14 protein-coding genes are annotated in these 23,050 nt (G+C 41.2%); 13 read left to right on the forward strand and 1 reads right to left on the reverse strand.

The window, feature by feature from the left end; genetic code table 11:
- The first annotated feature begins 130 nt into the window (after positions 1-130).
- The 10 genes from uvrB to ACK4EX_RS04025 all read left to right on the forward strand — a co-directional run bounded on the left by uvrB (position 131) and on the right by ACK4EX_RS04025 (position 16,475).
- On the forward strand, positions 131-2,143 hold the full coding sequence (uvrB, locus tag ACK4EX_RS03980) for an excinuclease ABC subunit UvrB (protein ID WP_409769940.1): 2,013 nt from the start codon (positions 131-133) through the stop codon (positions 2,141-2,143).
- Positions 2,143-3,234 (forward strand): bifunctional diaminohydroxyphosphoribosylaminopyrimidine deaminase/5-amino-6-(5-phosphoribosylamino)uracil reductase RibD, encoded by a 1,092-nt coding sequence (gene ribD, locus ACK4EX_RS03985; protein WP_409769941.1) that lies wholly within the window; start codon positions 2,143-2,145, stop codon positions 3,232-3,234. The genes uvrB and ribD overlap by 1 nt, the downstream gene beginning before the upstream one ends.
- Before the next feature lie 110 nt (positions 3,235-3,344).
- Positions 3,345-5,987: a T9SS type A sorting domain-containing protein gene (locus ACK4EX_RS03990; protein WP_409769943.1), complete on the forward strand. Its 2,643-nt coding sequence runs from the start codon at positions 3,345-3,347 to the stop codon at positions 5,985-5,987.
- A 284-nt stretch (positions 5,988-6,271) separates the two neighbouring features.
- Positions 6,272-7,711, forward strand: a complete 1,440-nt coding sequence (locus tag ACK4EX_RS03995) for a polysaccharide deacetylase family protein (RefSeq protein ID WP_409769944.1) — start codon at positions 6,272-6,274, stop codon at positions 7,709-7,711.
- A gap of 216 nt (positions 7,712-7,927) precedes the next feature.
- Positions 7,928-11,878, forward strand: a complete 3,951-nt coding sequence (locus tag ACK4EX_RS04000) for a T9SS type A sorting domain-containing protein (protein WP_409769947.1) — start codon at positions 7,928-7,930, stop codon at positions 11,876-11,878.
- Positions 11,879-12,013: 135 nt separating this feature from the next.
- Positions 12,014-12,589 (forward strand): adenylate kinase, encoded by a 576-nt coding sequence (locus ACK4EX_RS04005; protein WP_409769949.1) that lies wholly within the window; start codon positions 12,014-12,016, stop codon positions 12,587-12,589.
- 70 nt (positions 12,590-12,659) lie between these two features.
- On the forward strand, positions 12,660-13,361 hold the full coding sequence (locus ACK4EX_RS04010) for a tetratricopeptide repeat protein (RefSeq protein ID WP_409769951.1): 702 nt from the start codon (positions 12,660-12,662) through the stop codon (positions 13,359-13,361).
- Positions 13,362-13,367: 6 nt separating this feature from the next.
- Positions 13,368-13,853 (forward strand): 6,7-dimethyl-8-ribityllumazine synthase, encoded by a 486-nt coding sequence (ribH, locus tag ACK4EX_RS04015; RefSeq protein WP_409769954.1) that lies wholly within the window; start codon positions 13,368-13,370, stop codon positions 13,851-13,853.
- An 8-nt stretch (positions 13,854-13,861) separates the two neighbouring features.
- Positions 13,862-14,500, forward strand: coding sequence for a MarC family protein (locus ACK4EX_RS04020; protein ID WP_409769956.1), 639 nt, complete (start codon positions 13,862-13,864; stop codon positions 14,498-14,500).
- A 67-nt stretch (positions 14,501-14,567) separates the two neighbouring features.
- Positions 14,568-16,475 (forward strand): choice-of-anchor J domain-containing protein, encoded by a 1,908-nt coding sequence (locus tag ACK4EX_RS04025; RefSeq protein ID WP_409769958.1) that lies wholly within the window; start codon positions 14,568-14,570, stop codon positions 16,473-16,475.
- Between the two features lie 42 nt (positions 16,476-16,517).
- Here ACK4EX_RS04025 and ACK4EX_RS04030 read toward each other — a convergent pair whose 3' ends face one another.
- Positions 16,518-17,273 (reverse strand): hypothetical protein, encoded by a 756-nt coding sequence (locus ACK4EX_RS04030; protein WP_409769961.1) that lies wholly within the window; start codon positions 17,271-17,273, stop codon positions 16,518-16,520.
- 243 nt (positions 17,274-17,516) lie between these two features.
- On the opposite strand from ACK4EX_RS04030, the gene ACK4EX_RS04035 reads away from it, so the two are divergent.
- From ACK4EX_RS04035 to groL, 3 genes are all read left to right on the forward strand, one after another.
- Positions 17,517-20,822: a carboxypeptidase regulatory-like domain-containing protein gene (locus tag ACK4EX_RS04035; RefSeq protein WP_409769964.1), complete on the forward strand. Its 3,306-nt coding sequence runs from the start codon at positions 17,517-17,519 to the stop codon at positions 20,820-20,822.
- 179 nt (positions 20,823-21,001) lie between these two features.
- Complete coding sequence (gene groES, locus ACK4EX_RS04040; RefSeq protein ID WP_124397480.1) at positions 21,002-21,280, forward strand: co-chaperone GroES; 279 nt, start codon at positions 21,002-21,004, stop codon at positions 21,278-21,280.
- Between the two features lie 43 nt (positions 21,281-21,323).
- On the forward strand, positions 21,324-22,952 hold the full coding sequence (gene groL / locus ACK4EX_RS04045) for a chaperonin GroEL (protein ID WP_409769967.1): 1,629 nt from the start codon (positions 21,324-21,326) through the stop codon (positions 22,950-22,952).
- Positions 22,953-23,050 lie beyond the last annotated feature (98 nt).

Consider the following 23,050-nt stretch of genomic DNA (forward strand, 5'->3'; position numbering starts at 1 on the left):
CTTAAAACCTTGTGTAAGTAGCGAGTGTTTGAAAAATTGGTTTTTTACTTAATGACAACTTACACAAGTTTAAGCTCATTTTTACCTTTAGTTTAATCGTAGTTTTGCATACTTTTACCTGTCGAGACGTATGAATTTTCAATTAGAGGCGCCATATAAGCCCACAGGAGATCAACCTGAGGCCATTCGTCAACTGGTCGAAGGTGTAATGCGGGGCGAAAGGGCTCAGACCTTACTTGGCGTCACAGGCTCTGGTAAAACCTTTACGATGGCCAACGTAATCGAGCAAGTACAGAGGCCGACCTTAGTGCTCAGCCATAATAAAACCCTTGCGGCTCAACTCTTTGGAGAGTTCAAGCAATTCTTTCCTAAAAATGCGGTGGAATACTTCGTATCATATTACGATTACTATCAACCTGAAGCATATATTCCTACAACGAATACCTACATTGAAAAGGATTTATCGATTAACGAAGAAATAGAAAAACTGAGGCTAAGCACCACTTCAGCCTTGCTCAGCGGGCGAAGGGATGTGTTAGTAGTAGCGTCGGTGAGCTGTCTGTATGGTATTGGAAATCCCGAAGAATTCAGCAAAGGGGTTATTGAATTGCATAAGGGGCAAGCAATATCCCGCACAAAACTCTTGCATCTCTTTGTCAGCTCTTTATACAGCCGCACAACCCATGAATTTGGAAGAGGGAGATTTCGCGTAAAAGGCGATGTTGTTGATATTTTTCCGGCTTACAGCGACTATGCCATTCGGATCCACTTTTGGGGTAATGAAATTGAACTCCTCGAGGAGATTGATCCTGTGGATGGAACTATTCTATCGGAGTTTGAAAGGGTGCGCATTTATCCGGCCAATATTTTTATGACCTCTCCAGTCAGGTTGCAAGAGGCCATTCGCCAAATACAAGATGACCTCGTGAAACAAATAGATTTCTTTTTAAGACAAGGCAAGCCATTGGAAGCCAAACGATTAGAGGAACGCACCAACTTTGATCTAGAGATGATCAAAGAGCTGGGCTACTGCAGTGGTATTGAGAACTACTCACGTTACCTCGATGGCCGGGCTCCGGGTACACGACCTTTCTGTTTGATCGATTACTTCCCGAAAGATTGGCTGTTGATCGTAGACGAAAGTCACGTTACGGTGCCGCAAGTGCGCGCCATGTACGGAGGTGACCGAAGTCGTAAGGAAACTTTGGTAGAATATGGATTTCGGCTACCAGCTGCCCTTGACAACCGTCCCTTGCGATTTGAGGAGTTTGAATCGCTGATCAATCAAGTCATCTTCGTTAGTGCTACACCGGGAGAATATGAATTAAAAGCCTCGGGCGGTGTGATCGTGGAGCAACTCATTCGCCCCACAGGCATGCTCGATCCAATCATCGAGGTTCGACCAACGGCCAATCAGATCGACGATCTGATGGATGAAATTCAAAAACGCGTCGAATTAGACGAGCGTGTACTTGTAACTACCCTGACTAAGCGGATGGCCGAGGAATTATATAAATATTTTTCGCGCTATGGAATACGGTGTCGGTATATACATTCCGATGTAGATACGCTCGAGCGGGTTGAAATATTACGTGACTTGCGAATGGGCCTTTTTGATGTACTCATAGGCGTTAACCTTTTGCGTGAAGGTCTTGATTTGCCAGAGGTCTCTTTGGTTGCCATATTAGATGCTGATAAAGAAGGGTTCCTTCGCAATGAGCGCTCGCTGGTCCAAACCATTGGACGCGCTGCTCGGCATCCCAACGGCATGGCCATTATGTATGCCGACACCATAACAGAGAGCATGCAGCGCACCATTGACGAAACCAACCGACGAAGGGCCTATCAAAGCGAATATAACGCTCGTCACGGTATCACGCCTAAGGTGCTGCAGAAGTCATTTGATACGCACCTGCCTATTGCTTCTCGCTCATCTAAGGCTGCTGAATCAGAAAGTGTTTTTACCGTGGCTGAACCCGAAGCTGAGTTTCTGATGTCGCCTGAATCCTTGCGCAAGCAGATTGATAAAACCCGCAAAGAAATGGAGCAGGCGGCTAAAGCGCTTGATTTTATTACTGCTGCCCAATTGCGCGATAAAATGCTATCGCTTGAGGCTAAACTTAAAGAAATGTCGCGAGCCTGATGGATGAGCATTCGATCTACATGCATCGATGTTTCCAACTTGCCTTACATGGCATTTATACAGCTCGACCCAATCCTATGGTTGGGGCAGTAATTGTAAAGGACGGGCGAATTATAGGTGAAGGCTGGCATCGTCAGCCTGGTGAGCCTCACGCCGAGGTGATGGCCATTCGTTCGGTAAAAGATGAAAATCTGTTATCCAAATCTACCCTCTACGTCAATCTTGAGCCATGCTCACACTACGGCCGTACACCGCCGTGTTCGCTTCTGATCATAGAGAAAAAAATCCCCAAAGTTGTCATTTCCAACACCGACCCAAACCCTCTGGTTTCAGGAAATGGTATTCGAATGCTTCAGGCTAATGGGGTGGACGTGATTTCCGGCATTGAGGAAGACATTGGATGGGAACTAAACAGACATTTCTTTACGTATCATACACATAAGCGTCCATATATTCACCTTAAATGGGCGGAATCCGCTGATGGATTTATTGCACCGGAAAGTAAAGACTTGGCTGAGCCCTTTGTGATCAGCAGTGCACAGTCACTTAGGCTTGCTCATCATCTTAGGGCTTCTAATCAGGCTATATTAATTGGCTCTGCTACCGCGGCAGCCGACAATCCTTCATTGACTACACGGTATGTGGCGGGGCCCGATCCGCTGCGTTTTGTCATAGACCGATACCGCAAATTGCCTGATACTTTACAACTCTTCCAATCAGAAACTCCTGCGGTCAGAATTGTGGATAAAAAATATGCTCAATCGAACGATATAGCCTTGAAAATGGATTCGGAGTGGGGTTGGTTGCATGACCTTATGAAAATCTTATACGAACAATATATCCAAAGTCTGCAAGTAGAGGGAGGTACATCTGTGCTACATGCCTTTATCCGGCATAAATTATGGGATGAAGCATGGCTTATAAAACCCCCGACCATATTGTCAAAGGGAATTTCAGGGCCGGACATTGGGCCTCTTTGGCATAGTTTCAACTACAAATTTTGCGCAGGCCAAGATATTGTTTTTGTTTTTAAAAATAGAACATATTCCCAAAAAAGAATAGTTTCCAATCCCACATTTAGGGAATATTAAACTATGTAAGTGATTTATATACAGTATTTAAGTGGGATTAATTGTTTCGTTCAAAACAAGTTTACCAAGAGAGGAATATTTTTTGATAAATTTGTTAAAAATTCATTTAAATGAAAAAAAATGTTTGGGCGTGGATTGTAGTCGGAATCTTTGCTAGTGAGAATTTAAGCGCTCAGATGATTGAGGGCTATGTACGCAATAAGTGGGCACAGCCTGTACCGAACGCAAGTCTTCAATTTACATCCCTTTCATCGGGAAAGACTTTTACAGCCCGGTCCGATGCGAATGGCTTCTATCGATTGAATTTGCCTTTTTTTGAAAAAGAATCTGAAAACCGGCCTTTTGTGGTCTTTGATGTATTTCCCAATCCATTCAGCCGTGAGACCAATTATATCATTTATGCTTTAAGGCCAGTGCGGGCCAATGTGTCAGTAATCAATCGCATTGGGCAGGTTGTGCGCCAACTTCACAACGGTCCGCTAAAGGAGGAGTACAATTATTTCACCTGGGATGGCCGCGACCAGACCGGTGCAGAAGTGCCGGAGGGCATGTACATTATTCAAATTACATCTGGTAAGACTATCATAGCTAAGAAAGTGCTGAAATTATCCAATGCCCCGTCAGGTGGTTCAGGTGCTGGTAATCTCGATCCCGAAGTATTGTTTGAGAATGTAATGGCTTCTTATCAAGTGACTATAGAGGCACAGGGATACAAAAAACATCAGCATCCGCGCCTTGTACCTCAAGGTAAGACTACTCATAATTGGGTACTTTTCAAAGAAGATACTTTGCCCTTTAAAACAGTGGATCATTACCTGGCAATTCGTCAGCCCGACGATCAGCATAAGCCATTCTTTATCAATGGAATAAATTTAGGAATTGCAACACCAGGTACCAATCCGGGCAATTTGGCCGCGACTAAAGAAGAATACAGACGTTGGTTACAGTTAATTTGGGAAGCCGGTTTCAACTCGATTCGTACCTATACCATCCATTTTCCAAGGTTTTATGAGGTTTTGGACGAATTTAACAGGGATCATATCGAGCGACCTCTATGGCTGGTGCAAGGTATTTGGCTTGATGATGAGGAAATCACCGGAAACTTATATGACAAAACGGAGGAATACGAAGGCGATATTGAAGAGGTAATAGACGCTATGCATGGCAACAGAACTATTCCCGAGCGCAAAGGTCGTGCAAGCGGTACTTACAGTATTGACGTATCCAACTGGATACTTGCATGGATGCTCGGACGGGAAGTATCGCCGGATGAAGTAATAATTACTGATTCATTAAATGCTCATATTCGCTTTTACAAAGGAGATTTTGTCGAAATAGAAGATTCAGCTTCCCCTTCTGAAGCTTGGTTTACACGAATGATTGATCACGCTGCAAAATGGGAAAAGGAAAAATACAACGTGGAAAGACCAATCGGAAACAGTAGCTGGCCGACCTTAGATCCTCTGCATCACCCCACGGAACTCCCCGAACTGTCTGACGAAGACATTGCTCAGATAGATTTGAAACGGCTTAAACATGTTCGATTTCAGGGGGGATATTTTGCAAGTTATCACGCATATCCATATTATCCTGATTTTATTAGTATGGAGCCGGATTTTCAGCAGTTTTCGGATAGCTACGGCCCAAATAGCTACATCGGATATCTGACTGCCCTGAAAACTCATTATGGAAATAAGCCTTTACTTCTGGGTGAGTATGGCGTGCCGTCTTCATGGGGCAATGCCTCATACGCACACAGCGGGATGAATCATGGTGGCCACACCGAATCTGAGCAAGCATTTTACAACATTCGTATGTTAAAAAACATTCATCAAACCCACTGTGCCGGTGGATTTCTTTTTGCTTGGATGGACGAGTGGTTCAAAACCATGTGGTACACCAATCCTTACGGGCCTGTAAGAGAAAGAAGAGCTCTCTGGCATAATGTGGTGAGCGCAGAAGAAAATTTTGGATTGCTGGCTTTTGAAACAGATTCGCCAACTTTTAAGACATGGCCATCCGTGTCCAACCCATGCTTTACTCTTTTGGAATTTGACTATGGTCAGAATTTTTTCTTCATTCACGCTAAACTCTCATCCCCGCTAAATGATACCGATGTAATTTGGTTTGGAATAGATACATATGATAGAAATTTAGGAGAATCCATCCTTCCAAACGGGCAAATCCTAACCAATAGTCGCGCTGAGTTCGCCTTAAAAATCACAAAAGACAAAGCAAGACTGTATGTGACTGAGGCATACAATCCCTTTGCGATTAACATCTTTCATATAGATTCCACCTTTGCCAAGCCTGAATCTGTATGGCATTCGACCAAAACAGATGGAGCGCCTTGGGACATTTTGAGATTTACAAATGGATTTCGCGAATTTGAAGTCGATACCATCGGTCATTTACATGTGCGTCAGCCTGGTGATAAGCCCGAAATCAACCACGCTGTTATTTGGCTTAATCCAGCAGAATTTCTGGTAAGACTACCTTGGACATATATTTTGGTCGCAGACCCTAGCGACCATCAGGTCGTACACGATTTTAGAGGTACTCTTCAAAATGAGCGTAGAACTACAGACGGAATATTTATTACAGCTTTTCGCAATTCGGGATGTCGCCTGTCATCTCAGGACAGAATGCTCTGGCCTCGCTGGGACAAGGCATGGCCCTATAAAGAGCGATTGAAGGAAAGCTACTTTATCACGAAAGAAGAAAATAAAACCTTGGATTTAAAACCTTTTTAAAATAATATTAACAAATCAATTAGATATTCTTATTACTTTTGAAATAATTAAAAATTTAATGGAAGATTTTCTAATCTTTTTTCTTTGTTCAAATTTGTCTTTATCTCAAATAAAAACTATTTTAATTAGATGGATTTGTCTAGGCAATTATGTAGAACCAGAATGTCTTTTTTTTAATGAGATTAATAATAAATTTTGTAATAAAGCAGATATTCATGATAATTTCTTTATTTATGATATATCTTTCTTAGATAAAGGTACTTATATATTAAAAATTACATGTGATGACCATGTCTATTTTAAAAAGATACAAAAAATATAAATCTATGAAAAAATGTGTTCAAATATCATTAACAATTTGTTTTTTGTTCTTTCAAAATCTTTGTTTATCAAACAATTTAATAATTTTAAAAATCGATTCTTACCACAACAAGCATCCACTCCGGCAAGATTCTATTAAACTTAAAAATTTAATTACCAGCAAAGACACTACAATATACTTTCCTAAAAATATTTTTGAATTACTTGTAAAATCAAAAAAAGAAAATCCTGAAGTCGTTATTCCCGAAAATAAGATAGTGGTTTCACAAAATCCTTATCGGCAAGTCACTAAGATAGGATTTAAAATACCGCGTAAGATTCGCGTATCTGTCAGTATCACTGATATGTCTGGTCGAACATTGGCAGTTGACCGTTTTATGAGTGAAAGTGGAACGCATTTCTACGAAGTTGCCGGTGGAAAAAATAATGTATATATTATCCATGTGCAGATGGGTACTCGAATCTTATCTGAAAAATTTTTGGGATTATCTGATATGAAAAATATATATCTAAAAAAAATTGAGGAAGAGGAGACTGAAGAAGATGAACCAAGAACATTTTTTGAAATAGATGAAACTGATTCACTACAGATTACAAGCTATGCTACTGATTTGGATGGTAATCCTTTTATTAATGAAAAAATCATTCATCCAAATGAAAGCCAAATCATTAGATTTGATAAATTTTCCACGTATAAATGCTTAGTATTAATGTATCATAAAATAACTCCTGGTCCTGCTAATGATACCTATGAGCGAGCAATCAGTGACTTTATAAATGATTTGAATTACATAAAAAACAAAGGGTATAAGGTGATTCCCATCGAAATGCTGGATGATATTTATAAAGGTAATTTAGGTCTTCCGGGAAATTCGATTGTCATCACCTTCGACGATGGTTTTACCTCAGATTTTACTCTGGCTGCTCCAGCTTTGAAACAACGAAATATGCCAGCAACATTTTTTATAGTACCTGGCTGGATATCAAGTGAGCCTGGATATATGACCTGGGCTCAGGTGTGGTTACTCAGTCAGGAAAAAGACAGTTCGAATCGCAATCTGTTTCACATTGGCTCACACAGTATGACACATTCCTTTTTGCTCGATATGTCAAGCCAAATGACGCCTCAGCAGTATCAGGCGTTTTTAGATTATGAGTTTGGTATTTCGGCAGCTGAAATTAAGGATGTAACAGGTCAGCAAAAGCTATTCTTTTCTCTACCATTTGGCAATGGTGCGAATAACCTCCAGATAATTAATACTGCAAAAAAGTTTAGCTACAATGGTATAAGGACTTCCATTTGGAATTCCTTCACGGAATCAGACCTTAATATTTGGGTTATTCCTTCGTTGCCTATTTTAGATTTTACTGATATAAAAATAATTGATGATTATTTTAAATAGAGTTCTCTGAAGAGACAATTACGATTAATTTGCATAAATGATTTTCCCATTATAATACTACTTTTCCAATAAATGGAATTTTGTTGAACAATTATTCATTTTAAATCCTTTGCGTTTTGCCATTTAAATCAATTAAAATGAGTTACTTGTGAAATTTTTACAAAAAATCCTAAAAAGGGACTGTCCTTTGTTTTCAAACAATTATTTAGTATGCTTATGAGGAAATTATTATCTCTCTTGGTATTATGTATTTCAATAAGTTTAGGGCATACACAGCCCATCGCCCTTGTCACTAATACCAATGACGCCGGCCCTGGCTCATTAAGACAGGCTATCATCGAAGCAAACTCCAATCCGTCGTACACGGCTATACATTTTAATATTCCAACTACAGACCCAAATTTTAATCCCGTTTTGGGAGTTTACACCATTACAGTGAGCAGTACATTGCCGCAAATCACAAGAAATAACCTATTAATAGACGGTACTACGCAGCCACAGGCAAACAACGAGCTCATTGGATCAAACCAACAGACTGGCATATGTACTCCTGCAAAATTTTCACCTGTAATAAAAAGGCCGGATATCAGCATAGTGGGAAATAATACAATCACAACTGGATTTGATGTTGCTGCATCCGGTGTTAAATTCAAAGGTCTGCATATTACCGGTTTCGGTTCGCTTTTTGACAACGCTCATCATTGTATTTACTACAGGTGGGGCTCTAACAATGGGGAAGTCTCGCACTGTCTTATAGGTGCAGATATCAGCAGTTCAGGAACAAATATCGTCCCGCCACCAGCTCCAATTCGCACCAATGGCGGTGGAATTTTTGTAATAGCTGGAAACAACCATTACATACATCACAATATTGTCGCTCATTGCGGTGGAATGGGTGTATATTTTGGATATAATTCACAAAATGGACTCGTCGAATACAACGAATTTTATGCAAATGGACGTATTCATGTAGTAACCGATGGATTTGATGTAGCTTTTAATACAAAGAACTTTACTGTTCGCTATAATCTTTCTCATTATAACGGTGGTAATGGATTTGATACGCATCAGGCCGAAGGCAATCACCTATTTGAGTGTAATACCTCTCATCACAATGGTCAGTTGAAAGTAGAAACCAGTGGTTTTAGAGTCTGGGGAGGAAACAGCATTTTTCGATACAATAATGTATATGAAAACTATGGAAATGGTTTTCACATAGCGGCATTTAGCACACCGGTGCCTACAAAAGGCAATATCATTTCCCGGAATCGCATTCGCGATAATGGAAATTATCTCATGGGCCCCAACCCAAAAACCGGAGCTATTGGAATTGACCTTGTGCCTACCGGTGGTGACAACTTAAAAGGTATTCCCCCATATGTGACTCTTAATAGCGATATTCCTCCGGGTAATAACGGCGGAAATAATCTAAACAACTTTCCCGTAGTTGAAAGTGCAGAATTTGATGGTACCAACCTGCACCTGAAGGGCTTTGTACGTGCCGGACAAACGGTGGAGATTTTTAAAGCTCATAATTATCCAGGTGGTTTTAATGCTCAAGGAGAAATCTATGTTACAAGTTTTGTGGAAGGTTCACTGGCAGACCTCGATAATACTACGGGCAGTTACAGCGGTATTGTAAATGGAAAAAATGTTGGTACCGGAACAAACGTGAACAGATTTTATGTCATCCTTCCCACCACTGCTTTTTCTGTTGGGGATTCACTGACTACGACCGCTACTGGTGCAGACGGTACCTCTGAATTTTCGCCTGCTGTTGTTGTAGTTCCATTTACTCCTACAGCTACTATCAATCCGATTTGTCATTGTAAGTGGAACAATACCCCTGCAACTCTTACCGGAAATTTTGGTTACTCAAGCACCGGTTCATCACCGGTAACTATCCCTGTAGGACCAACCAATACGTATATAGGAACAGCACTGAATACTCAACCTACTGTATTTAATCCTGGTACCAATAATCATGTATTTGATATTCAATTCATTGGAGGTTCTGCTTCATGGACAGTTCAGTCAAACGCTGCCGTAGCTAACTCTTCAACATCGTATTGTCCGCAGGACCTAGATGTACAAATAACAGCATCCAACATCAATCCCAATCTGGGTGATAACGTAACGATAACTATTACAATTACCAACAACACTTCAGCTCCCTGGGTCTTTACTAATGGATATATAACCAATATTGATTTGTGTGTGACTACACCGGGAGGCTTTGTCTTTGTATCTTCAACTCCTTCAGCGGGTAGCTACAGTGGATCAAACTGGACTATTCCTGCATTGGCTCCTGGAGCTTCAGCAACCCTTTCATTGATATTTACAGTAAATGCTTCAGGTGCAATAACAGCATCTGGAACAATCTTCGATCAACTTGACAACGATCTTACCAACAATACAGCTTCACTAAACATTACAACCATGCCATCATCCAGCGGTGGAGGTGGGGGTATTGAATCCAAAGGTGGACTTTCCCAACTGCTCTCCCAGCGAAATATGCAACGTCTCCGCGATGGCAGATATCTTTATTATGAGCAAATGGAATCGCTGCCAGATGCTGGAACTGTCGGATCTGTAATGGCTGCTAGAGGCAATATTATGTTGACTGACGTAACACCAATATCAGGACCTGATAATTCTACAGGTAAGGTTGTCACACCAGGAGACCTAATCGGGATAACGAATGCTGAAGACGTTTATTCAGTAGATTATTTTAAAGGTTCTTTACGTCTGGGTTCAATATTGGCACTCGAATCACCTGTGGGTAAGGTTTATGATCACACCAAAGTTGTCTGCGACCGGCTAACCGGAGCGCGCATGCCTGAGATTAGAGTAGTGAGTGCTGCAGGTCATCCGTTTCTTATGGCACTGCTCGAACAGGAAAACGGTGAGATTGACTACAACATCACTTTTGTAATGTACATTGACGACAACGGCAATTTTACAGTTGACAATAAATGGAACCTTGCTGAATACGAACCAATAGCAGGACAAAGAGTTTTCAATATGCAGGTTTGGTCAGTTTCACCCCATTATACAATTAAAATGGTAGAATCCATCGTAGCACTGGCCAGAGGTATAGGATCAGTTCAATTCCTGAATAAACGGCCAGCTGCTGTTCCTACAGTTTTTGTAGAGAGCGGATTTTATAAAAACGGAAAACTACATCTAAAAGTGCGCAATACCTCAAATGCCACAAGGGTTACTTTCAGAGGACATGCCGCTGCTACCGAAACCGATCAACATCTTCCTGTTTTTGATGATCTCCCCCTACCGGTCGATCAACAAATTGTAGATTTTGTCTTCCCGATTGGATTTACGTTCGATGCCGGTTTCAGTATAGCAAATAATGCCACTTCAGGTATTGACCAGATCTATGTAGCTGACGGTGCCTGGGGTGTCGATTATGAAATCACCTCTGCTGAACAGATAAAGTTTGTAGCGCTCCCTCAAACCACTGAACTAGCTAAGGATGGATTAGCCCTTGAAAGATCTGCAGTGGCTTCAGCCCGAGTTAAGGAATACTTTTCGGTGTATCGCGTATTGTTGCCCGGCGCCTATCGACCAATGAACGTTTCTGAATACTCCGGATTTAGTTTCAGAGCTCAGGTGAAACAACCTACTAAAGTACAAGTAGTTGTGGTTAAGCGCGGAATTTCAAAATGGGTTGACCAATTCCGAACCTTTATCACCCTCCAACCAAATGTTTCAGATTATTATGTTTCTTTTGAGGATTTAAAATCAGAAAAAGGTGGAATTTTTTCTGCTGATGATGTGCTTTCAGTGGTATGGGTCACCACTTTGGGTTCAACTTCTGACAATCAAGTGGAACTCAAAATTTCTGACCTCGTGTTTAAGAAGACATCTGGCAGTGTAGCTCAGGTCAACCCAGGCAAGAAAGAAGTTCTTGTTTTTCCGAACCCTGCTGTAAACCAATTCAACTACGCATTTATTCTCGAAGCTGAAACCAATGTTCGAATTGAATTGATCAATTCACTTGGTCAAGTTGTGGAGATGGTTAAACATGAAAAAATGCCCGCTGGAGTTCATCAACTCACATATTCAAATGTGCTACGACCCGGTATATACTACATCCGAGTGATCACAGGTCGCACAGTGCGTACAGGCAGTGTGGTCATAACTAATTAACCACTTTCTCTTTGAAGGAATCCCGGCCACAAGACCGGGATTTTTTATTTATAGAGGTATTTTTGGACTTAGATCTTTTGTTAAAACACATTACGCAAATATTTTTACCCGCTTTAATGTGCAAAAAAACTAATTATGTTAAACATTGTACTCTTTGGCCCTCCGGGTGCCGGCAAAGGCACTCAGTCTCAGTTTCTTGTAGAGCGATTTGGATTAGTACATCTGTCAACAGGCGATATTTTCAGACGTAACATTAAAGAAGGCACCGAGTTAGGTCAGTTAGCTCAAAAATACATGAACGAGGGAAAGCTTGTACCCGATGAGGTGACCATTAACATGCTAAAAGCAGAATTAGAAAAAATATCAAATCCCAAAGGTTTCATATTTGATGGTTTTCCAAGAACCGAGGCTCAAGCACAAGCTCTTGAAAACCTACTAGATGCTATGAATACTGCCATATCGGCCATGATAGCATTGGAAGTGCCTGAGGAAGAGCTAAAAAAAAGATTGGCAGACCGAGCAAAAACCAGCGGCAGAGCTGATGATGCCGACCCTGCTGTGATTCAAAAGAGAATCGATGTGTACAATGCTGAAACGCTACCCGTCAAACACTATTACGAAAAAATCGGAAAGTATCGGGGCATAAATGGTCAAGGTTCGATTGAGGAGGTCACCCAGCGTTTAATTGAGGTAATTAACACCTTGCACTGATTGCACTATTCAAATATCTTTCTAACTTTGCCCGCCTTTTTGATAATGAATTAAATTTTTGATATTTAGCATGTCGAAAAAAGAAATCGAACAAAAGCAAGACGAAGTAATCCTCGATGTAGGCTCTACCCTGACAAAAGCTGAAGCGTTTATTGAAAAAAATAAAAAAGCAATTACTTATACGCTATCAGGTATTGTAGTTGGTGTGGCTGCCTATTTTGCTTTCACATATTTGTACCTTGAGCCTCTGGAAAAAGAAGCCCAAATTGAACTATATAAAGCTCAGGAAAATATAGACAGAGACTCATTGAGACTCGCTCTAAACGGCGATGGAAGCAGCATGGGCCTTTTACAAATTGCCGATGAATATGCCTGGACAAAGGCTGGTAACCTTGCAAGATACTATGCAGGTGTGTGCTACCTTCAGTTAGGCGAGTATGAAGATGCCATTCGGCAAATGGATAAATTTAGCACAAATGATCCGGTATTCGAGGTACTTGCAAATGGTGTAATTGCCGATGCCTTCCTTGAAATAGGCCAGCCTAAAGAGGCTTTGGAATATTACGATAAGGCTGTTCGCTCTTCAAACAACGAGTTTGTTGTGCCATTTTACTTAAAAAAAGCCGGAATGCTGGCCGAAGATCAGAAAAATTGGAAAGATGCCCGCAAGTACTTCGAACGCTTAAAAAACGAGTTTCCGAAGTCTCAACATGCACTTGATGTAGATAAGTTTTTAGCTCGTATCGAAGCGAAGCTGTCACAAAAAAATTAAGATTCGATGGCTACAGCCAATAAAAATTTATCAGAATACGACAAAAGCCGACTTCCGTCGGCTTTTTCGTTTAGATTTGCTCTGGTGCGCTCTCAATGGAATGATTTGGTGACCAGTGGTCTCTACAAAGGCGCATACGACACCTTGATTGATCTGGGGGCCAAACCAGAAAATATCACAACCATTGAGGTGCCTGGCAGTATGGAGCTTATCTATGGGTGCAGGCAAGCAGCTGCTCTGGAGCCTAAGGTTGATGCGATTATTGCCATCGGTTGTCTGATCAAAGGTGAAACCATGCATTTCGAATTTGTAAGCATGGCTGTTTATCACGGCTTAAGTCAGTTGAACTTAACACTGCCAATGCCAGTAATAGCCTGTGTGCTCACTGATAACAACCTGGAACAGAGTCTGGCGCGGAGTGGGGGAGTCCATGGCAATAAGGGAGTAGAGGCTGCTGTTACAGCGCTGCTGATGTGCGGTCGAAAAGTATAAGATTTTATATGGAAAATATTGTAAATTATGCATTAGTTGCTTTTACATCCTTTTTTTCGGTAATGAACCCAGTGGGTGTTATGCCTCTTTTTTTGAGCATGACAGCAGGTTTAGAGTTACAACATCGCCGTCGTACAGCCGTTAAAGCATGTACTGTGGCCTTCATTACATTAGTAATTTTTGGGGTATTAGGAGAGTTTATTTTTAATTTTTTTGGAATATCGGTGAACGGTCTCCGAGTGGTAGGTGGATTTATATTTTTTAAAATGGGAAGCGAAATGCTTCAGGCTCAGGTCAGTAAAATGAAATTACCAGACGAAGAAGTTAAAAAATATGTAGGTGATATATCTGTCACTCCATTAGCCATTCCTATGATTACAGGTCCAGGAGCTATCACGAATGCGATGCTGCTTATGCAAGTTGCCGTCAATCTAAGCTTCAAAGCTGTTTTGGTGGGTGTAATGCTCATTGTATGTTTGATAATGCTCTTAGCTTTACTTTTTGCCAGCCGTATTATCAGCTTGTTAGGTAGTACCGGTATTAATGTGCTTGTAAGGTTAATGGGATTAATTGTGATGGTGGTGGCTATTGAATTTTTTATTTCAGGCCTTACTCCCATAATCAGAAGTGTTTTTCTTGTAGAGTAAGCATTGATTTTACAATTACCCCATTTATATACAACCTTTTACCTTACATTAGCAAAAAATAGTACTAATGAGAAAAGTTTTATTGATTTTCATATCAATCAGTTTGCTCTTGAGTAATGAGATTGCATCTCAAGTAATTTTTTCTGAAAACTTTCAAAATGGTATGCCTTCCACATTCATTTTGAGAAATTTGGATGGTCTTACTCCTGCCTCTCAAGTATCATTTGTCAGTCAAGCTTGGGTTACCCGGCAAGAAACTGGTACCTCGAATTTCATGGCCATGAGTACCTCATGGTACAATCCGCCTGGAGTAGCTAATGATTGGATGATAACGCCCCCAATTACAGTGAATCAAGCCAATGCCTGGCTAACTTGGAGGGCAATGACACCCGATGCCTCATACAGAGATGGATATGAAGTTCGCCTTTCGCCCAATGCTGACACTGCGATCAGTGCTTTTTCAGTAATTTTATTCTCTACTAATGCTGAGGAGGTTACCTGGACGAATCGCGCAGTTAGCCTAGCCAGTTACAACAATCAAACTATCCGGATAGCTTTTAGAAACAACTCAAATGATAAATTTCTACTGTATATTGACGACATTGCTGTAGCCGCGTACAATCAAATAGATGTGGCCGGTAAGTCACTGAATATAAATTCAATAATAGCTCCAGGCAATACAACAATTTCAGGAGTACTTACCAATCTAGGGCCAACCATTTCTTCGATGACCATTAATTATCGCATAAATAATGGGTCGGTTGTTAGTCAGTCACTTTCAAACCTGAATATTGCACCTACACAAGATTACACTTTTACCTTCACTCAGCAGTGGAATGCCACTGTCGGCAATCATACCATAAGAGTTTGGGCGAGCAACATCAATGGACAAAACGATCAAAATCCCGCTAATGATACCATAGCCCATCAGGTTACAGTAGCTAATGCCACAAATCGGATTCCCCTTCTCGAGCTTTTCAGTTCATCTACCTGCCCTCCGTGTGCGCCTGCCAATGCCAGCTTCAAGAACTTTATGAGTACTCAGCCCACAGGCGAGTACAGTGTAATCAAGTATCAGATGAACTGGCCCGGAACCGGCGATCCATATTACACTGCGGAGGGAGGCGTTCGTCGTCAGCTGTATGGTATAAATGCTGTACCTGCTATGAAAATCGATGGTCAATGGGATGGGCATCAAGGTCAATTGAATCAAACCATTCTCTCTTCCTATAAAAATCAGCCGGCTTTTATAAAAATGCGCGCAGGTTATTCTTTACAGGGACAGCGCATTTACGGTGGAGTTGAAATTGAACCGCTCTTTAATCTACCTGCCGGGCAACGACTCTTCATTGCTGTGTATGAAACTGAGACTCAGCAAAACGTAAAATCAAATGGTGAAACTCGATTCTACGACATTTTCAAAAAATTTGTTCCTGACACAATCAATAATCAGTTTGCAAATCCAGCCAATGGTATAGCACTACCTCTAATTAATGCCAATCAGAAATTTATCGTACCGTATACATATACGTTCAAAGGCAACTATGTACTGCCACCTAATGCAAATACGCCAGTAAATCATGCTGTTGCGCACACTGTTGAGAATTTTAACAACTTAAGAGTGGTGGCTTGGGTACAAGACATGAACAATAAAACAGTTTGGCAGAGTACTATAGCACAACAAAATCTGTTTGTCGGACTACCTGAGCAATCTGAGAAAAACTTTTTAACAAGGCTATATCCTAATCCAGCTAAGGAGGTAGTACGTTTGGAAGTAAATGCAGCTTTTCAATCAGAGATCTACGTGGAGGTGATATCAATTAACGGACAAATGCTATATGAAAATGTCTTTAAGACTTCTCAGGAGAATGAGTCTATCGAAATGAACGTCAGCAAATTACCAGATGGAATATATCTATTGCGCATCAAATGCAATAATCAGCTGCAAGTGCACAAACTGCAGATTGTAAAATAATTATCAAGCAACGAGAAGCCGGCGATAAGACCGGCTTTTTTTTCACAAATTAATAATCAGATTAATAGCATTGCTGTAAAACCAGCCATCCAATCCTTTAAAGGTTTGAGGCCTTGCAGTAGTACCATCACGCATTAAGGTTATTCCATTTTCATACGATTCTAGCGTTATAATCTTAGAATATGGAATTTTTACACTCTTAATGGGGCTATGGAAATAGATGTTTCGGTCTGAGAGGGCTATTGTGCCTGTACCTATATACTCCTGATGTTCTGTTTTCACAGGATGCCCGCGAAAAGCACCTATTCTGTAATAAACTCCTTTAGCGATTCGGATACTCACTCCCTGAGTCGACCCTTTGTAGGTTGTTTTTACCTTAGTTTCAAAATAATCTATGTTTTGTGAAGTGATAAATATTCGTTCGTTTTTTTGTAGTAAGAAAGGTAAAGGCTCATTGACAGACGGTATATCGACGATTCTTCCATCTCTTAGTTTTTGTAGAATATCAGCCTTTTGGAGATTTTCTTTAAATAATGAATAAAAATTTTGAACGCCAGGATTTGAGGCAAATCTGTTAAATAAACCGATTAGTATTCTCTCTTCGTTTTCTGATAATAAATGGTCTTCGACGGAATGAGTTAGAGCATTTAATAATCCTTCAGCAACAATTCTATTTTTATCTGCATCATTAATCATATTATTAGCGCAAATGGATTCGATTTCATTGGTTAAATCATTTACATCAGTATTTTCTTTGAACAAATTTTCGGGTTGTAGTAAACTTTGAAGGCTATTCAATCCTTGTCGGTATCTTTCACGACACTCTTTGTGTGAAGAGGTAAAAGAAAGTGTAAATTTTCCGCAATACTTACAAACGAACATAATCTTTTTTGACCGCAAAATAAGCAGATTACATCAATTATTACATTATTGTAAAGCCAATGTTTCTTTATGATTAATTTATCAAACAAATGACAATATTTTTTTAATACCATCCTGTTTACATAAAAATACTTTTGCCACACTAACCAAAACCAAACCATGATGAAAAAAACAGTACAAATTCTCATCATGATGCTGATGGGTTTTTGGTCATTTAGCCAAATCACTTCATCAGGCATCAGAGGTAGAATCACCGACACTAAAACCGGGGAAGCTCTTTCTGGAGCTACGATCGATGCGATCCACATTCCTTCAGGTACGCGCTATTCGGCCGTAACGCTTGACAATGGTAACTACCAAATTAACAACATGCGTGTAGGTGGCCCTTACAAGATTGTTTACTCTTTTATCGGCTACCACACGAAGACTGTTGAGGGAATTTACCTAGCGTTGGGGGTTCCGTCGGTACTTGATATTAAAATGGAAACTGTATCGCTTACGCTTCAAGAGGTAAATGTTACATCAACTGTAGATCCGGTATTCAGCTCTGGTCGTACCGGTGCTGCTACTTCGGTGGACAATAAAACATTAAACTCACTTCCTACCATTTCACGCCGAATCGATGATTTTACCCGTCTTACTCCTCAAGCAGGTCGTGGTAATTCATTTGCCGGAGTTGACAACCGTTTAAACAACATCACTGTTGACGGATCATACTTCAACAACTCTTTTGGTCTTGCCGGTCAGCCTGGCGATCGCACAGGGGTATCACCCATTTCACTTGATGCGATCGACCAGATTCAAGTAAACATTGCTCCCTACGATGTAAGACAAGGTCTCTTCACCGGAGCTACAGTTAATACTGTAACTCGTTCTGGTACAAACGAATTCCAAGGCTCTATTTACCACTTCTTCCGCAATAATAACATGGTAGGCCGCAAGGCAAAGGGTCTTGACTTTACTCCAGGTCAGTTTAACTATGATCAATACGGTGCTCGCCTGGGTGGTCCAATCATTAAAGACAAATTGTTCTTCTTCGCATCTTATGAATACGAAAAGACAACTGAGCCTGGTACAACTTTCCGTGCTAACAGAGGTAATGAACCAGTAGGTGGTAATGTTACACGCGTATTAGCTTCGGATCTCGATTCACTCAGCTCATTCCTCTTCAACAGATTCGGATATGTTACCGGTCCATATGAGGGATATGACAACAATGTTCTGGCTAACAAATTTTTGATTCGTCTCGACTATAATCTCGACAAACGAAACAAACTCTCTCTGCGCTACACCCATCTGAATTCTTCTTCAGATATCCTCCTTTCAAACTCCTCATCACTCGGATTCGGTAACCGCAGAAGCAACTTGACTGGTCTTAACTTCAAGAACTCTAACTACAAGATTCAAGAAAACATTCGCTCAATCATCGGTGAATGGAACTCTCAGATATCAAACAATATGTCGAACCAATTAATTCTAGGGTACACCTTCCAGGATGAAAGCCGTGTACCGGTTGGTCAGTTTTTCCCGATGGTTGACATCTTGAAAGACAATACAGTATACACAACATTTGGTTTTGAGCCTTTTTCTCCAAATAATGAGCTGAGATACTCTACATTCCAGCTTCAGAATAACTTTAACATCTACAGCGGACGTCATACCCATACCATGGGTTTAAGTTTGGAATACTATCAGTCTGAAAATATCTTCTTCCCAGGTTCTCAAAGTATTTATGTTTATAGCAGTCTTGATGATTTCTACACTGATGCCCTTGATTATTTTAATAATCCGAACAGAACAACATCTCCCATCACATTGAGAAGATTTCAGGTTCGCTGGTCAAACATTCCAGGACAAGACAAACCGATTCAGCCACTGAAGGTGACCCTGCCTGGCATTTATTACCAAGACAACATTCAGATCAGCAGCAAGTTTAATGTTATTGCTGGTATCCGTGTAGAAGCTCCGATTTTCGGAAATACCGGATATAAAAACCCTGAGGTAGATACATTAAAATTTAGAGATGAGAAGGGCAATATTGTATCATACAGTACTGATAAGCTTCCTGATCCCAGACCGCTGATTTCACCACGTTTGGGCTTCAACCTGGCTATAGACGATGAAAGAACCCTACAAATTCGTGGTGGATCTGGTGTTTTCTCAGGTCGTCCTGCATATGTGTGGATTTCAAACCAGATCGGAAACAACGGTATTCTCACCGGATTCGAACGCCGGGACAACACCAACATTCGTCCTTTCAATCCTAATCCCAATGCCTATAAGCCTTCCAACGTGAGTGGTGCACCAGCTTCACAATACGAGCTTGCCCTTACCGATCCGAATTTTGCTTTTCCGCAGGTTTGGAGGTCAAATATTGCAGTTGATTACAAATTGCCTTTGGGTATGATTGCTACTTTAGAAGGTATCTACAATCAGGATGTTAATGGTATTTATTATATCAATGCTAACCTGGCTCCTGCAGATTCCTTCTATACAGGTATTGATCCACGTCCCCGCTGGACATCTACTGCAGCCACTCGTATTTACAACAAGATCGATAATGCCATCGTGTTGAAAAATCAAAATGTAGGTTATTCCTATAATATTTCTGCCACCATCGAAAGACCGGCTCAGCAAGATGGCATCTATTTCAAATTGGGCTATTCATATGGCATTGCCCGCAACACTGTTGATCCCGGATCGATTGCATTCGGATCATGGATTAATAACCCTCATACAGCCGATCCCAATAATCCGGGTCTTGGATTCTCAGTAAACACTCAGGGACACAGAGCTTTCGGTGCACTTTCATATAATATTATGAGCGAACGCACTTACAGAAACATGGGCAATAAGTTCTTCAGCAATTTTGGTAATACAACCATTTCATTCTTCTACGATGGTTTTACACAAGGAGTAGGGAGCTATACCTACAGTGGTGATATGAATGGGGATGGTGGTACATCCAATGACTTGATCTACATTCCGAAAGACAAATCGGAAATGAACTTCGAACAATATAGTGTAACCATTAATAACCAGACAATCACCTTTACCGTTGATCAACAAAAAGAAGCATGGGACAACTTCATCAACAGAGATCCCTACCTGAGCAAGAACCGTGGTAAGTATGCTGAAAGAAATGGCGCATGGCTACCGATGGTACATAGAGTTGATTTTAGCATCGCTCAAGAGATTGGCATCAAGTCAGGCAACAGGAAAAATTCACTCCAATTCCGCGTTGATATCTTGAACTTTACTAATTTCCTGAACTCAGATTGGGGTGTAGGACGCCGATTCACATCTACTCAACCACTTATCAACCGCGGTAGAGATGCTAATGGTCAGCACAGATATCGGTTGTTAAACCTTCAGGGTGTTCTGATCCAGGATCCTTATCAGTTTACCAATCTGGTTCAGGATGTCTGGAGAATTCAGGTCGGTATCCGCTACAATTTCAACTAATAATGCACTCCCTGCTTATAAGCCCCGGCCAACCGGGGCTTTTTCGTTAATGTCATTTTTTCGAATCCTTCTGTCAAATTGACAAAAATTAGTGTAAAACTTGGCAGTAATTATCGCTTGGCATATAATTCGACTATTATAGGGCAAACAAAAAAGTACTAACCAAAACATAGATAGCTATGTCAGAAGTAAAAATTCGTCCATTAGCCGACAGAGTGCTCGTAGAACCGGCACCCGCTGAAACAAAAACCTCATCAGGTATCATCATTCCTGATACAGCTCAGGAGAAGCCTCAGCGCGGAAGAGTAGTCGCCGTAGGAAAGGGTAAGAAAGATGAACCTATGACCGTGGCAGAAGGCGACATGGTGCTCTATGGCAAGTATGCCGGTACTGAAATCAAGATTGACGGAAAAGATTATCTCATCATGAGAGAATCTGACATTCTGGCAATCATCTAACTCTTAATCTAATTGACGAAGTCTAACCAAAAAACAATTTAAAATGGCAAAAGAAATCAAATTTGACGTAGAAGCTCGTGAAAAGCTCAAAAGAGGTGTTGATGCCCTCGCAAACGCTGTTAAGGTAACTCTCGGTCCACAAGGACGCAACGTGGTAATCCAAAAGTCCTTTGGTTCACCACACGTTACTAAAGACGGTGTAACTGTAGCTAAAGAAATCGAGCTCGAAGATAAAATTGAGAACCTCGGTGCTCAGATGGTAAAAGAAGTGGCTAGCAAAACTGCTGACATAGCCGGTGACGGTACTACCACTGCCACTGTACTTGCTCAAGCCATCATCACCCAGGGAATGAAAAACGTAGCTGCCGGTGCCAATCCGATGGATCTGAAAAGAGGTATTGACAAGGCAGTTGCTAAAGTAGTTTCTGAGCTTAAAAACATTTCAGTAGCTGTAGGTGACAGCTATGATAAAATTGAGCAAGTAGCTACTATTTCAGCCAACAACGACACTGCTATCGGCAGCCTGATCGCCGAGGCAATGAAGAAGGTGAAAAAAGAAGGTGTAATCACTGTAGAAGAAGCTAAGGGTACCGAAACTACTGTAGAGGTAGTAGAAGGTATGCAGTTCGACCGCGGCTACCTGTCACCTTACTTTGTAACTAATGCCGACAAAATGGTAGCTGAGCTCGAAAATGCCTTCATCTTGATTTACGATAAGAAGATCAGCTCAATGAAGGAGTTGCTCCCCATCCTTGAACCTATCGCTCAGGGAGGTCGTCAGCTGCTGATCATTGCTGAAGATGTAGAAGGCGAAGCTCTTGCTACACTGGTTGTTAACAAGATTCGCGGTGCTCTGAAGGTAGCCGCTGTAAAGGCTCCTGGATTTGGCGACCGCAGAAAAGCTATGCTCGAAGACATTGCTATCCTTACAGGTGGTACTGTGATCTCTGAAGAGCGTGGATTCAAGCTCGAAAATGCCACCATCGATATGCTTGGCCGCGCTGAAAAGATTACCATCGATAAGGATAACACTACCATCGTAAATGGCGCTGGTAATCCTGAAGACATTAAGGCTCGCGTAAATCAGATCAAAGCTCAAATCGAAACTACAACTAGCGACTACGACAGAGAGAAACTTCAGGAACGCCTCGCTAAGCTGGCCGGTGGTGTAGCTGTGCTCTACGTGGGTGCTGCTTCAGAAGTTGAAATGAAGGAAAAGAAAGACCGCGTAGAAGACGCCTTGGCTGCTACTCGTGCTGCTATCGAAGAAGGAATCGTACCTGGTGGTGGTGTAGCTCTCGTACGCGCTAGTAAGGCTCTCGAAGGTCTGAAAGGCGACAACGAAGACGAAACTACCGGTATCTCTATTATCGCTCGCGCTATCGAAGAACCCCTCCGTCAAATTGTTGAAAATGCTGGTCTCGAAGGTAGCGTAGTGGTACAAAAAGTAAAAGAAGGCAACAACGACTTTGGTTTTAACGCAAAAACTGAGCGCTACGAAAACCTCTATGAGTCTGGTATCATAGATCCGACCAAAGTAGTACGCGTAGCTCTCGAGAATGCTGCATCTGTAGCTGGTATGCTACTCACCACAGAAGCTACCATCACTGAAATACCAAAGAAGGAAACCGCTCCAGCTATGCCGGGTGGCGGAATGGGTGATATGATGTAATCATTCCAACATATTCAACAAAAAAGCCTCCCATTTTTGGGAGGTTTTTTTATTTTCTTTCTTTTGAGTTTTTCATTATTTCTGCTCGAATTATAATC

It is taken from the genome of Thermaurantimonas sp., assembly GCF_046299575.1.
Classification (GTDB): Bacteria; Bacteroidota; Bacteroidia; order Flavobacteriales; family Schleiferiaceae; genus Thermaurantimonas.